At 71.6% G+C, this 13,810-nt stretch carries 10 protein-coding genes; 6 read left to right on the top strand and 4 right to left on the bottom strand.

Features of this window, described 5'->3' with window-relative positions; translation table 11 throughout:
- Positions 1 to 106 precede the first annotated feature (106 nt).
- From EBE87_RS13870 to EBE87_RS13855, 4 genes are all read left to right on the top strand, one after another.
- Complete coding sequence (locus EBE87_RS13870) at positions 107 to 1,165, top strand: quinone-dependent dihydroorotate dehydrogenase (RefSeq protein ID WP_120638573.1); 1,059 nt, start codon at positions 107 to 109, stop codon at positions 1,163 to 1,165.
- Positions 1,165 to 2,028, top strand: coding sequence for a TIGR01459 family HAD-type hydrolase (locus EBE87_RS13865; protein WP_120638562.1), 864 nt, complete (start codon positions 1,165 to 1,167; stop codon positions 2,026 to 2,028). The genes EBE87_RS13870 and EBE87_RS13865 overlap by 1 nt, the downstream gene beginning before the upstream one ends.
- Positions 2,029 to 2,062: 34 nt before the next feature.
- Positions 2,063 to 3,286 carry a multidrug effflux MFS transporter gene (locus EBE87_RS13860; RefSeq protein ID WP_120638563.1) on the top strand — a complete coding sequence of 408 codons (1,224 nt, stop codon included), beginning with the start codon at positions 2,063 to 2,065 and terminating at the stop codon, positions 3,284 to 3,286.
- 85 nt (positions 3,287 to 3,371) lie between these two features.
- Positions 3,372 to 3,716, top strand: coding sequence for an Hpt domain-containing protein (locus tag EBE87_RS13855; protein WP_158600887.1), 345 nt, complete (start codon positions 3,372 to 3,374; stop codon positions 3,714 to 3,716).
- Positions 3,717 to 3,721: 5 nt separating this feature from the next.
- On the opposite strand, the gene EBE87_RS13850 is transcribed toward EBE87_RS13855, so the two are convergent.
- Positions 3,722 to 6,307: a hybrid sensor histidine kinase/response regulator gene (locus EBE87_RS13850; protein WP_122140043.1), complete on the bottom strand. Its 2,586-nt coding sequence runs from the start codon at positions 6,305 to 6,307 to the stop codon at positions 3,722 to 3,724.
- Between the two features lie 13 nt (positions 6,308 to 6,320).
- On the opposite strand from EBE87_RS13850, the gene EBE87_RS13845 reads away from it, so the two are divergent.
- Together EBE87_RS13845 and EBE87_RS13840 are read left to right on the top strand one after the other, a co-directional pair.
- The gene (locus EBE87_RS13845; protein ID WP_120638574.1) at positions 6,321 to 7,109 is read left to right on the top strand and encodes a substrate-binding periplasmic protein; all 789 of its coding nucleotides are present in this window, start codon (positions 6,321 to 6,323) and stop codon (positions 7,107 to 7,109) included.
- A 136-nt stretch (positions 7,110 to 7,245) separates the two neighbouring features.
- Positions 7,246 to 9,594 (top strand): bifunctional diguanylate cyclase/phosphodiesterase, encoded by a 2,349-nt coding sequence (locus EBE87_RS13840; RefSeq protein WP_158600888.1) that lies wholly within the window; start codon positions 7,246 to 7,248, stop codon positions 9,592 to 9,594.
- A gap of 39 nt (positions 9,595 to 9,633) precedes the next feature.
- On the opposite strand, the gene ydfG is transcribed toward EBE87_RS13840, so the two are convergent.
- The 3 genes from ydfG to EBE87_RS13825 form a co-directional block, all read right to left on the bottom strand.
- Complete coding sequence (gene ydfG, locus EBE87_RS13835) at positions 9,634 to 10,380, bottom strand: bifunctional NADP-dependent 3-hydroxy acid dehydrogenase/3-hydroxypropionate dehydrogenase YdfG (RefSeq protein WP_120638567.1); 747 nt, start codon at positions 10,378 to 10,380, stop codon at positions 9,634 to 9,636.
- Between the two features lie 65 nt (positions 10,381 to 10,445).
- A complete protein-coding gene (locus EBE87_RS13830) occupies positions 10,446 to 11,144 on the bottom strand; it encodes a M48 family metallopeptidase (protein ID WP_122140042.1) in 699 nt (232 codons plus the stop codon).
- Positions 11,141 to 13,744 carry a response regulator gene (locus EBE87_RS13825; protein WP_199707863.1) on the bottom strand — a complete coding sequence of 868 codons (2,604 nt, stop codon included), beginning with the start codon at positions 13,742 to 13,744 and terminating at the stop codon, positions 11,141 to 11,143. Before EBE87_RS13825 ends, EBE87_RS13830 begins: the two co-directional genes overlap by 4 nt.
- Positions 13,745 to 13,810: the final 66 nt, after the last annotated feature.

Genomic DNA, 13,810 nt, shown 5'->3' with positions numbered 1-13,810 from the left:
ATCCGTGCAGGGCAGGACCATAGCCGGCGCCGGAACGCAATCCCCCGCCGGAATGTCCCTGCGGGGCTTCCCTTGCGGCCTGTGGCGGTGCACAAGCGGCCTCGCCATGACCCCTGCCATTGCCTCCGCCCTGATGCCGCTGATGCGCGGCATGGACCCCGAGCGTGCCCATGAACTGGCGCTGAAAGCCCTGGGCCTGGGCCTTGCCGGCGCCGACCGCGGGCAGGACCACCCCGTGCTTGCCACCACGGCGCTGGGCCTCAGCTTCCGCAACCCCATCGGGTTGGCGGCGGGCTTCGACAAGAATGCCCTCGCGGTGCTGCCACTGATGCGCCTGGGCTTCGGCTTCGTGGAGCCCGGCACCACCACGCCGCGCCCGCAGGACGGCAATCCCAAGCCCCGGCTGTTCCGGCTGGAGCAGGATGCCGCCGTCATCAACCGCATGGGCATGAACAACTACGGCCTGCAGGCCTTCGTCAGCCGGCTGGCGGCGCTGCCGCGGCCGCTGCCGGCGGTGCTGGGCGCCAATATCGGCATCAACAAGGAAGGCGCGGACCCGGAGCGGGACTACCCCGCGCTCTACCTCGGTGTGGCGCCGCAGGCCGATTACGTCACGGTCAATGTCTCCTCCCCCAATACGCCTGGCCTGCGGGACCTGCAGGGGGAGGAGCGGCTGGCCGCCATCCTGGCCGCCATTGCCGCCGCCCGCGCCAATGCGCCGCGCCAGCCGCCCGTGCTGGTCAAGATCGCCCCGGACCTGGCCGAGGACGCGGTGCCCGCCGTGGTCGAGACCTGCGTGGCGCAGGGCGTGGCGGGGCTGATCGTCTCCAACACCACCATCGCCCGCCCGGCCAGCCTGACCAGCCCGCACCGGGGCGAGACCGGCGGCCTGTCCGGCGCGCCGCTCTTCGAGCCCTCCACCGCGCTGCTGCGCCGCGTGCATCGCCTGGCCGCCGGGCGCCTGACGCTGATCGGCTGCGGCGGCATCGCCACGCCGGAGCAGGCCTATGCCAAGATCCGCGCGGGTGCCTCGCTGGTGCAGCTCTACGCCGCCTTCGCCTATGCCGGCCCCCGGCTGGTGCCCGAACTCAAGCGCGGCCTCGCCGCGTTGTTGCAGCGCGACGGCTTCGCCAGCGTCGCCGAGGCCGTGGGAGTGGATGCCTGATGCGCATGATGGAAAGCGTGGCCGAGCTGGCCGAAAGCCACGACGGCTATGTTCTGGACATCTGGGGCGTCATCCATGACGGCCAGCAGCCTTATCCGGGCGTGCCGGAAGCGCTGGCGGAGATGCGGGCGCGTGGCAAGCGCATCGTGCTGCTCTCCAACGCGCCGCGCCGCTCCTGGACCGTCGAGAAGCAGCTGGCCGGCATGGGGCTGGACAAGGGGCTCTGGGACGGCATCGTCACCTCCGGCGAGGTCTCCTGGACCCTGCTGCGGGACCGCACCCATCCCTGGTTCGCCAAGCTCGGCCGCCGCGCCTTCCACCTCGGCCCGGAGCGCGACCTCTCGGTGGTCGAGGACCTGGACATCTCCCTGGTCTCCACGCCCGCCGAGGCCGAATGGCTGCTGAACACCGGCCCCGACCCGCTGACCGGCGCCCGCAGCGCCGATCCCTACCAGCCGCTGCTGGAGGATTGCGCCAGGCACAAGCTGCCGATGCTCTGCGTCAACCCGGACCGCGCCGTGATGGTGGGGGGCGAGCGGCTGATCTGCGCCGGCGCCTTCGCTGACCGCTACCTGGAGCTGGGCGGCGACGTGATGGAGATCGGCAAGCCCGACCCCATGGTCTACGAAACCGTGCTGGCCACGCTGGGCGTGCCGGCCTCCCGCGTCGTGGCGATCGGCGACACGCCGCATACCGATCTGCTGGGCGCCAAGAACGCCGGCATCGACGCCGTCTGGGCGATGACCGGGCTGGCGGCCGACAACCTCGGCCCCGATCCCTCCGCTGCCTTGCTGGAATCGGAGGCGGCGAGGCAACATGTCTCGCCCATTGCGGCGCTACGCAGCCTGCGTTGGGCCGCCTGAGGCGAGGGGGGCGCCGGGAGGAGAACCAAACGGCATGAGCCCCCGCGACATCTCGCACGAGCCCGCGGCCATTGTTGGCCCTCGCCTGCCGCCGCTCTGGCTGCTGACCATGCTGACCGGCGCCGGCCCCTTCACCATGCAGGTGATGCTGCCGGCGCTGCCGCTGCTGGCGCAGCATTTCGCCGTGCCCTATGCCACGGCGCAGCTGTCCTTCACGGTCTACCTGATCGGCATTTCCGTGGGGCAGCTGATCTACGGCCCGCTGTCGGACCGGTTCGGGCGCCGCCCGCTGCTGCTCTGCGGCCTCGTTGTCTATCTGCTCGGCTCCATCGCAGCGACGCTGGCACCCAGCCTGGGGCTTCTGGTTGTGGCGCGTGCCGCCCAGGCGGCCGGGGCCTGCGCCGGCATGGTGATGACCCGCGCCATGATCCGCGATGTCTTTCCCGCCAACCAGGCCGCCAGCAAGATCGGCTTCGTGATGATGGGCATGACGGTGGCGCCCATGATGGCGCCGCTGGTGGGCGCCGAATTGCAGGCCCTGGCGGGCTGGCGCGCCTCCATGCTGGCCTGCGCCGCCGTCGGGCTGGTGCTGCCCCTCCTGGCCCTGCGCTACCTGTCGGAAACGCTGCGGGAGCCGCAGCCGCTGCCCGGCCTGCTCGGCATCCTGCGGGCTTATCTGCGGCTCTTCGCCAGCCCGGTCTTCTGCTGCTACACCGCCGTCACCGCCTTTTCCTCCGGGGTGTTCTTCGCCTTCATGGCCGGCGCGCCGCGCGTGCTGGTGGAAGGGCTGGGCCACACGCCGCGCGCCTATGCGCTGGCCTTCATGGCCACCTCGCTGTCCTTCGCCCTGGGTTCCTTCCTGGCGGGGCGGCTGTCGGGCCGGCTGGGGGTGCAGCGGATGCTGCAGGCCGGGCTGATCCTGACCACGGCCGGCGCCCTGCTGTCCCTGGTCACGCTGCTGCTGCTGCCCTTGTCGCTGGTGATGTTTTTCCTGCCCATGCTGCTGATGGGCGTCGGCAACGGCATCTCCCAGCCCAATTCGCTGGCCGCTGCCATCAGCGTGCAGCCCAAGCTGGCCGGCACCGCCTCCGGCGTGGTCGGCGCCTCGCAGATGGCGGTGGGGGCCCTGATGACCGTGGCGGCGGGGGTGCTGGAAGCCGGCACTGGCTTCGGCACCGCCCTGGTGATGACGGCCTGCGCCCTGGCCTCACAACTGGGCCTGGCCAGCGCCCGGCGCCTCGGGCCGCGCGGGGCCTGAAGGAAGCATGGCACCGACGTTGAAAACCCTCTGCGACTCCGACCGTTTCGTTGACCAAGAGTTCGGCTTTTGCAACCTTCCCGTTGTGAAAGCCATCGATCCCGAGATCGCCCGCCAGCTCGCCGCCGAGCTTCCCCACGATGTCTTTGTTGGCGTTGTCCGGACCTTCGAGGCAGATCTCGCCCGGCTAGTGCAGCAGATGGTCGATGCCCTGAAGGCCGGGGACATGGACCTCTACCGCCGCAATGCGCACAGCCTCGCCGGCGCCGCCGGCTCGATCGGCGCGCGACGGCTGGAAGCCCTGGCGCGGCAGGCGATGAGCCCGGATGTGGTCGCGGCCACCGACACCGTGCTGGAACTGGCGAATGAGGCCAAGGCGGCGCTGGCGGAACTGATGAGCCTTTCCTCGGCCGATCCGCCCAAGGTCTGAGCCGCCTAGCCCGCGCCCAGGGCCCGCAGCAGCACCGCCCGCTGCACCGGCTTGGGCAGGTAGTCGTCCATCCCGGCCTCGCGGCATTGCCGCTCGAATTCCGCGCCCACGGCGGCGGTCAGGCCGATGATGCGCGTGGCGCGGTTGGGGCCGGCGGCGGCGCGGATGGCTCGGGTGGCCTGCAAGCCGTCCATCACCGGCATCTGCAGGTCCATCAGGATGGCGTCATAGGCCTCGGCCCGCGCCCGGGCCAGCGCCTCGGCGCCATTGGAGGCGACCTCGACCCGGCAGCCGGCGCGTTGCAGCAGTGTCCCCATCACCAGCTGGTTGTTGGCATTGTCCTCCACCAGCAGGACCTTCAGCCCGTGGGCTGGCGGTGGCGCCGCCGCCGGGGCGTCAGCGGCGGCCACGGGCGCCGGCACCGGCAGGACCAGGGCGTTCAGCACCGCCTGCCGCAGCCGGCCCGGCAGCAGTGGCTTCAGCACCGGCACCACGCCAGGCAGGCCCATGGCCTCTTCCCACCCCGCCGCCGTGCCCTGCAGGCAGAGCAGCAGCGGCGTATCGTCCGGCACCGCCCCATGGCGGATGGCGCGGCCCAGCGCGACGGTGCCGGCACCGCCATCCAGCACCGCCAGCATGAAGGGGCGGCCGGCGGCGCTGGCCTGCCGCAGCAGCAGGGGCGCGGCGGCGGCGGTGGTTTCCTCCACCTCCGCCCCCAGGGCCTGCACCTGCCGCCGCATGATGCCACGCCGGTGCGCCAGGTCATCCGCCACCAGCACCCGCTGCCCGGTCAGCAGCCGCCCCGGGCCGGAAGCGGCCTCCGGCAGCGCGACAAGGATGTCGAAGAAGAAGACGCTGCCGCCGCCCTCGCGCGGCGCGGCGCCGATGCTGCCGCCCATCTGCTCCGCCAGCCGGCGGCAGATCGCCAGCCCCAGGCCGGTGCCGCCGTAGCGCCGGCTGATGGAGGCATCGGCCTGGGTGAAGCGCTCGAACAACTGCGGAATGGCCGCGGGGTCGAGGCCGATGCCGGTGTCGCTGACGCTGCAGGCCAGCCGCGCCTGCCCCTGGCCCTCCGGCCTGATGCTGACGGCGATCTCCACCCAGCCGGAATCGGTGAACTTCACCGCATTGCCGACCAGGTTGAACAGGATCTGCCGGAAGCGCCCCGGCTCCCCCCGCACCATGGGTGGAAGCTCCGGTTGCAGGTTGCAGAGCAGCTCCACCCCCTTGGCCTCCGCGCGGGGGGAGAACAGCTCGGCAATGGTGGCGACCTCCTGCTCGACCTGGAAGGGGACGGCCTCGTGCTCGATGATGCCGGCCTCCAGCCGGGAGAAGTCGAGGATGTCGTTCAGCACCAGCAGCAGGTGCTCGGCGCTGCCGTTGATCGTTTCCGCGTAGCGGCGCTGCACCGGGTCCAGCCCGGTGTCCAGCAGCAGGCCGGCCATGCCGATCACGCCGTTCATCGGCGTGCGGATCTCGTGGCTCATCGCCGCCAGGAATTCCTCCTGGGCACGGGTGGCGGCGCGGGCGCTGGCCTCGCTGGCGGCCAGTGCCTGCCCCTGGCGCCGCAGCGCATTGGCCTGCCGGAACAGCAGCCAGAGCGAGATCAGCGTCACCGCGGCCACGGCCGCGATGCCGGCCAGCAGCAATCGGTCCAGGCTGTGCAGCGGCTGCAGCGCCAGGGCCAGCGGCCGCGCCGCCTCCACCACGAAGAGGCCCTCCCGCGTGGTGGCGAAGGCGGCCACCACCTCCTGCCCATCCTGGTCCTGGCCGGACCAGCTGCCGTTCTCCCATCGCGGCAGGAAGTCGCGGAAGGGCCAGGCATGGGTGCTCGGCTCGCCGATGCCCGCCAGCGAGGCGGAGGAGCGTGCCAGCAGCAGCCCGCCGAAGCTGTGCAACCGCACCGTGACGCCAAAGGCCTCGGCCTGCCGGATGGCGATGCCGGAGAGATAGTCGGGGTTCAGCAGCGCCACCACGGCACCGGCGAATTCACCCTGCGGCCCGCGCAGCGGCCGGGAGAGCGGAATGGACCAGATCCCCGCCTGGCCGATCTGCTGGGCCAGGCTGCCCTGCAGCCCGGGCGCGCGCAGGTAGCGCCCGGCCTCCGGCTCCCCCAGCCGCATCGCCCGCGCGCCCAGTTGCTGGAGGCGGAACCATTCCCGGTCCGCCAGGCTCTCGCCCACCAGCGCCTCCGTGGTAGCGGTGAGGATGGTGCCGTTGGTATCCACCAGCAGCAGGGCGCGCAGCTGCGAGAGATCGCGCGTGCGCAGGGCCAGCAGCCGCACCGCCTCCGCCACATCGCCGGGCGCCGTGCGCTCGGTCAGTTCCTCCAGGATGAAGTCCACCGTCTGCATGGCGCGGGTGAGCTGGTCGGCCAGCGAGACCACCACGCCATATGTCAGGCGTTCCGCCTGCTCGGTCGCATTGCGCTGGCCGCTTTGCGTCAGGATGCCGTAGAACCCGGCCAGACAGGCACCGATCAGAGCCACCGCGCCCGCGAACAGCAGCCAGGGACGCGGTTCCGAGGGGCTGAATGGCCGCAGCCCGAGCGAGCGGAACGGAAGATTGAGAAACTCTCTGATGCGTAGCATGGCCTTGGGCATCATGACCGCCGCTCTTGCCTTTTGCGAGATATTCCCTGCGGGCGGCGCGCTGGCGCAGGAGGCGGATGCGGGGCGGCTGGCCGGGATCGGCGCGCGGGGTGAGCTGCGGGTCTGCATCTGGCCGGACTACTTCGCCATCTCCTGGCGCAACCCCCGCAACGGGACGCTGGAGGGGATGGATATCGACATGGCCGAGGCGCTGGCGCGGCGGCTGCGGGTGCGGCTGCGCTTCGTCGAGACCAGCTTCGTCGACTTCACCGAGCGGCTGGACCGGGGGGATTGCGACCTCGCCATGATGGGCGTCGGCATCACGCCGGAGCGGGAGGCGCGGGTGGATTTCAGCCATCCCTATCTCAGCAGCCCGGTCTACGCCGTCACGCCGCGCAGCTCCGGCCGGGTGCGGCAATGGTCGGACCTCGACCGCCCCGGCATCGTCATCGCCGTTGTGGCGGGCACGCGGATGGAGCCCCTGATGCGGGAGGCGCTGCGGCATGCCGACCTGCTGGTGCTGCGCTCGCCCCTGTCGCGGGAGCAGGAGGTGCTGGCCGGCCGCGCCGATGCCTTCATGACCGACTATCCCTATACCCGCCGCGTGCTGGAGGTGCAGGACTGGGCCAGGGTGATCGAGCCGCCCGGCCGCTTCGGCAATTCGCTCTACGCCTATGCGGTGCGGAAGGGGGACCCGGCCTGGCTGGCGGAGGTGAATGCCTTTCTCGATGCCGCCCGCGCCGACGGCACCCTGGCCGCCGCCGCCGGCCGGCACGGCCTGACGCGCATCCTGGTGGAATGAGCCGCGCCATCCCCCTGAAGCCGCCTCACGGTTTCGCGAGACATGCTCTGCGTAAACGGCTAAACCTGCGATGGGCCGGGCCAGTGCGCCGCAGCGGGCGACACCCGGCGGGACAGACTATCCGGAGGAGCCGGTCGTGCCGCGTGTGTTCAGCTGCCTGGCCGAAGAGCACGACCCAACCCTGATCCTGCTGGCGCTGGCCATCTGCCTCTCGGGCGCGGCGGTATCCATGGCGCTGCTGCGCCGCGGCGCGGAAACCGAGGGCTGGTCCCGCGCCGGCTGGCTGCTGCTGGGCAGCGTGGCCGGCGGCGCCTTTGTCTGGTGCACCCACTTCATCGCGATGCTGGCCTATCAGCCGGCCGCCTCCCTCGGCTTCAGCCCGCTGATGACGCTGTGGTCGCTGCTGCTGGCCATTCTGGGCTGGGGCATGGCCGGGGCGGTGGCGGTGGCGCCCTGGCGCGGCGCCCGGCTGCTGGGCGGCGCCGGGATGGGGCTCGCCATCGGCCTGATGCATTACGCCGGCATGGCGGCGCTGGGCCATGGCGGCATCGTGGAATACGACCCCGCCCAGGTCGCGGCCTCGCTGCTGCTGGGAAGTGGCTTCGGCATGCTGGCGCTGCGCCTCACGCTGCGGGGCGACAGGCCCTGGCAGCAATGGCTCGGGCCGCTGTGCCTCAGCCTCGCGGTGGCCGCGCTGCATTTCACCGGCATGGCCGCCGTCGCCATCATCCCCCTAGACGCGGTGGCGGAGCCGGTGGCGCGCTCGGGGCTGGCCCTGACGGTGGCGGCGGTGGGCCTGCTGGTGATGGCCGCCGCCGCCGCGGCCTGGATGATCGACCACCGCACCCGTGCCGAGGCCCGCAGCCGGCTGCGCAGCCTGGCGGATTCGGCGCTGGAAGGGCTGGCCGTGGTGCGGGAGGGCCGCATCGTCGAGGCCAACGACACCTTCGCCGCCATGTTGGGCCGCGACCGGGCAGCGCTGCTGGGCCAGCCGCTGCCCGGCGCGCTGCTGTTCCCGCCCGGCGCGGCGGAGGGGCGGGAAGGCGTGCCGGTGGAGGGCCGGCTGAACCATGCCAATGGCTCCACCCTGGAGGTGGAGGTGGTGGTGCGGGAGGACATGCCTTCCCCCGGCCTGCGCGTCTTCGCCTTCCGCGACCTGCGGGAGCGGCGGGAGCATGAGCGGCGCATCCTGCATCTGGCGGTGCATGACCCGCTGACCGGCCTGCCCAACCGCGCCCGCTTCGCCCAGCGCATGGAGCAGGTGCTGAAGGCGGCGGAGCGGCGGAAGGTGCTGCCCACCCTGGCGGTGCTGCATCTGGGCCTGGACCGCTTCCAGGAGGTGAACGACCTGCACGGCCATGCCGGCGGCGACGCGCTGCTGCGCGGCATCGGCCGCCGCATCGCCCAGGCGGTGCCGCCGCGCGCCTTCGCCGCCCGGCTGGGCAGCGACGAGTTCGGTGTGCTGCTGCCCTTCACCGAGGCGGTGGAGGTCTTCGACCTGATCACGCGGCTGGAGCGGCTGCTGGCCGAGCCCAGCTATATCGGCGGCGCCGAGGTTTCCGTCACCGCCTCCACCGGCGTGGCGCTCTTTCCCGCCGATGCGCGCGGGGGTGAGGAACTGCGCGCCAGCGCCGACCTGGCGATGCGCCGCGCCAAGGCCTCCCCCGCGCGTGGCCTGAGCTTCTACCATGCCGAGATGGACGCGGCGGAACGCTACCGCCGCCGCATGAAGGACGACCTGCGCATCGCGCTGGCGGAGGGGCAGTTCCACCTGGACTGCCAGGTGCAGGTGGACCTGCGCAGCGGCGAGACCTGCGGCCACGAGATGCTGCTGCGCTGGAACCACCCCGAGCGCGGCCCGATCCCGCCCGCCGAGTTCATCCCCCTGGCGGAGGAAAGCGGGCTGATCCTGCCGATCGGGGACTGGGTGCTGCGGGAGGCCTGCGCCCTGGCGGTGGCCAATCCGCAACTGGGCAAGGTGGCGGTGAACCTTTCCGCCGTGCAGTTCAGCCAGCCGGACCTGCCGCGCCAAGTGGAGCATGCCCTGGCCAGCAGCGGCCTGCCCGCGGAGCGGCTGGAGCTGGAGATCACCGAAAGCATGCTGATGCAGGACCGCAGCCGCACCCTGCCGCTGCTGGAGCGCATCAAGGCATTGGGCGTGCGGGTGGCGATGGATGATTTCGGCACCGGCTATTCCTCGCTCGGCACCCTGCGGTCCTTTCCCTTCGACAAGATCAAGCTGGACCGCTCCTTCATGGCGGAGCTGGATACCTCGCCGCAGGCGGTGGGCATCCTGCGTGCCGTGATCGGCATCGGCCGGGCCCTGCGGATCCCGGTGCTGGCGGAAGGGGTGGAAACCCAGTCGCAGCTGGAACACCTGCGGGCGGAAGGCTGCGACGAGGTGCAGGGCTACCTGTTCGGCCGCCCCATCCCGGTGCCGGGGCAGGAGCGGGCGCCTTCCGAAGGCGGCACCATGGCCGCCTGAGCGCCGCCGGGGGCAGGCTGCCCCGGCGGCCGCCGGGCCTCAGGCCTTGTGGACGCGCAGCGGGCCGAAGCTCTGGCAGACCGGCATCACCTGCAGCGTGTTGATGTTCACCCGCGCCGGGCGCGTGGCCACCCAGTGCACGGCATCGGCGATATCCTCGGGCGTCAGCGCATCGGCGCCCTGGTAGACGGCGGCGGCCTTGGCATCGTCGCCGAAGCGCACGTTGGAGAATTCGGTGCCGCCCACCAGCCCGGGCTCGATATCCGTCACGCGCACCTGGGTGCCGAAGAGGTCGGCGCGCAGGTTCAGGCTGAACTGGCGCACGAAGGCCTTGGTGGCGCCATAGACATTGCCGCCCGGGTAGGGCCACTCGCCGGCGGTGGAGCCGAGGTTGACGACATGCCCGCGGTCACGCGCCACCATGCCCGGCAGCACCGCATGGGTCATCGCCACCAGCCCCTTGGTGTTGGTGTCGATCATCGTCTCCCAGTCGGAGAGGGTGGCGCGCTGCGCGGGCTCCAGGCCCAGGGCCAGGCCGGCATTGTTCACCAGCAGGTCGATCTCGGCCCATTCCGCCGGCAGGCCCTCGATGGCCTTGGTGACGGCGGCGGTGTCGCGCACATCCAGCACGACGGGCAGCACCTTGTCCTGGCCCAGCTCGGCCCTCAGGGCCTCCAGCCGCTCGGCACGGCGGCCGACGGCGATGATGCGGGCGCCATCCTTGGCGAAAAGGCGGGCGATGGCGGCGCCGAAGCCGGCGGTGGCACCCGTGACAAGCACGATCATGGCGTTCTTCCTTGGCAGACCTGCCCGCAGGTATGCACTGGCCGCCGGGGCCCGTCACCCCATTCTCAGCCGACGCGCAGCAACCCGGCGCCATGGCAGCGCAGCCAGTCATGCGCCGCCGTCCGGTGCGGGCTCAGCCGCGCCACCTGGGCCCAGAAGCGGGGGGAATGGTTCATCTCCCGCAGATGCGCCACCTCATGCGCCACCACGTAGTCCATCACCCAGTCCGGGGCCATCACCAGCCGCCAGGAGAAGGCGAGGGTGCCATCCGGCGCGCAACTGCCCCAGCGGGTGCGGGTATCCTTCAGCCGCACGGCGCGCGGCGCCACGCCCAGCGCCCGGGCATGCCGGGCGGCGCGGGGCGGGATGCGGTGGCCGGCCTCCGCCCGCAGCAGCGCCAGGGCATGGCGGCGCAGGTGCCGGGCCGGGCCTCCCACCACGATCTCGCCATCCCCCAGATGCGCCTCGGCCGCCTCGGGCGCGTGGCGGATGGCATGGGGCACGTCGCCCAGCCGCACCACGGCGCCATCCTCCAGCGGCACGGCGGGGGCCAGGGCTTCCAGCGCCCCCGTGGCCCAGGCGGCATGGGCCCGTAGCAGCACCAGCCCCGCCCGGCGCGGGGCCTGCGGCGGCAGCGTGACCACCACCGCGCCCCGCACGGCATCGATGCGCAGCGAGACACGCTGGGCCCGGGCCGAAACGCGCCACAGAACAGGGCAGAGGCGGCGGCCGAGCAGCACCTCCTCCCGCGCGGGCTCCGTCAATCCCCGGCCGCCATGGTCTTCTGGATGGCGGCCTCCAGCTCCGGCAGCCCATAGGGCTTGGTGACGAAGATGGCGCCCGGCACGGCGGCGCGCGCTTCCTCATGCTGCCCGAAGCCGCTGGCGAAGATCACGCGGATGCCGGGATGGTCCGCCACCACCTGCCGCGCCAGCTCGACGCCCGAGATGCCGGGCAGGCCGATATCGGTGAAGAGCACCTCGAAGCCGCCCCGCGCCAGCTCCCGCAGGGCGCCGCGCCCGTCGCGCACGGCGGCGACGCGGCAGCCCAGGCTGGTCAGCATGTCCTCGCTGTCCATCTGGATCAGAGGGTCGTCCTCCACCAGCAGCACCCGCAGCGGCTGGGCGGGGCCGGGCTGCGGCTGTTGCTGTTGCTGCGCCGGCACCAGGGCGGGCGAGGGCGGGGCGGCGGCGCGGGCCATGGCGGCCTGGGCCTGGCCGCGGTTGTTCAGGGTATGGCGCACCTTGCGCGCCAGATCCTCCCGCCGATAGGGCTTGGAGAGCAGGTTGACCCCCGGGTCCAGCCGCCCGCCATGCACAATGGCATTTTCGGTATAGCCCGAGGTGAAGAGCACGCCGACGCCCGGCAGCAGCGCCTGCACCTGCCGCGCCAGGTCCGGCGCGCGCACCGGGCCCGGCATCACCACATCGGTGAAGAGCAGGTCGATCTCGATGCCGGAGCGCGCGAGCGTCAGCGCGCTCTGCCCGTCATTGGCGCGCAGCACGGTGTAGCCGAGATCCTTCAGCAGATCGACGACGGTGGCCTGCACCACCGGGTCGTCCTCCACCACCAGGATGGTCTCGCTGCCGCTCTCGATGGGGGTGGAGGAAAGGTCGGGCACCACCTCCTCCGCCGCATAGGTGCGGGGCAGGTAGATGCGGACGGTGGTGCCGACGCCGGGTTCGGAATATATCTTGATGTGCCCGTGGCTCTGCTTGACGAAGCCATAGACCATGGAGAGCCCGAGCCCGGTGCCCCGGCCCTCCCGCTTGGTGGTGAAGAAGGGCTCGAAGGCCTTGGCCAGCACCTCCGCCGCCATGCCGCAGCCGGTGTCGGAGACCGCCAGCATCACATACTGGCCCGGCGTCACCTCCTCATGCTGGCGGCAATAGTATTCGTCCAGCATGGCATTGCCGGCCTCGATGGTCAGGCGCCCGCTGCCGCCCATGGCGTCGCGCGCATTGACCGCGAGGTTGAGGAGGACGTTCTGCACCTGGTCCGGGTCGGTCAGGGTGTTCCAGAGCCCGCCGGCGATCACCGTCTCCACCTCGATGGCCTCGCCGAGGGCGCGGCGCAGCAGCTCGTCCATCTCCCGCACCATGCGGCCGAGATGGATGGCGCGCGGCTCCAGCGGCTGCCGCCGGGCGAAGGCCAGAAGCTGCGAGGCCAGCTTGGCCCCGCGCTCCACCGCGCCGAGGGAGGCGGAAAGCCGCTTCAGGTCCTGCGGGTCGGTCAGGCGGCGCTGCAGCAGCTGCAGGTTGCCGGACAGGATCTGCAGCAGGTTATTGAAGTCATGCGCGACGCCGCCGGTGAGCTGGCCGATCGCCTCCATCTTCTGGCTCTGCTGCAGGGCGGCCTCGGTGCGGCGGCGCTCGGCCTCGCTGTCCTCCAGCGCCCGGGTGCGCTCGGCCACCATCTCTTCCAGGTGGTTCCTGTAGCGCTCCAGCTCATCCGCCGCGCGCTTGCCCTCGGTCACGTCGCTGCCCAGCACGAAGATACCGGAGACGCTGCCGTCCGGCTCGGTGATGGGCTGGTAGATGAAGTCCAGCACCCGGTCCTGCAGCGTGACGCCGTCCTCACTGAGCAGGGACACGCTTACCGCGCGGCCATGATAAGCGGTGCCGGAGGCATAGACCTGGTCCAGCAGCTCGAAGAAGCCCTGGTCCTGCACCTCGGGCAAGGCCTCGCGCACCGGCCTGCCCTGGACATCCCGCCGCCCGATCAGCCGCAGGTAGGATTGGTTGGCGATCTCGAAGACATGCTCCGGCCCGCGCAGGAAGGCGGCGAAGACGCTGGCCTGTTCCAGCAGGCGGCGCAGCATGGTGCGTTCGGCACCCAGGACTTCCTTCTCCTGCTGCACCTCCTGGGCGCGGCGGAAGATGCCGCCTTCCAGCCGCTCCCGCCCCGTGGCCGGCGCCCCGGCCTGCCCGGCGAGGCTCAGGCGCAGCGACTGCAGCTCCGTCACGTCATCCGTCTGTTGCAGGATCAGCGAGACCTCGCCCCGCTCATCCAGGATGGGGGTATGGCTGGCGCTCCAGTAGCGGTCCTCGAAAACGGCGCTGGCCTCGGTCCCGCGCGGGATGGCATAGCGGATCAGCGCCAGCACATCGGGCTGCCGCGTCTGCATGACGGTATCCAGCGACTGGCGCAGCTGCCTTATGCCAAGCCCTTCCGGGTCGTATGGCCCGCCGGGGAAGGCATCGAAGATATTGCGGCCGATGATGTCGCCGCGCTGGCGGCCGGTCGCCGCCAGATAGGCGGCATTGGCCCAGACGATGGTGACATCTCGGTCCAGCAGCATGTAGGGATGGGGCGCCACCGCCAGCAGGCTTTCGAAATCGACATCCAGCGCGGCAATGGGCACGGGGAGGCACCTCGGAATTTTCAGGAAGGCAGCAGGCATATGGCCAGGGCGGCGGGGCTTTTCACC

It is taken from the genome of Teichococcus wenyumeiae (assembly GCF_003696345.1).
In the GTDB taxonomy this organism is placed as follows: domain Bacteria; phylum Pseudomonadota; class Alphaproteobacteria; order Acetobacterales; family Acetobacteraceae; genus Pseudoroseomonas; species Pseudoroseomonas wenyumeiae.
The sequence above is the reverse complement of the archived record's forward strand: the minus strand, read 5'-3'. Positions and strand labels throughout refer to the sequence as shown.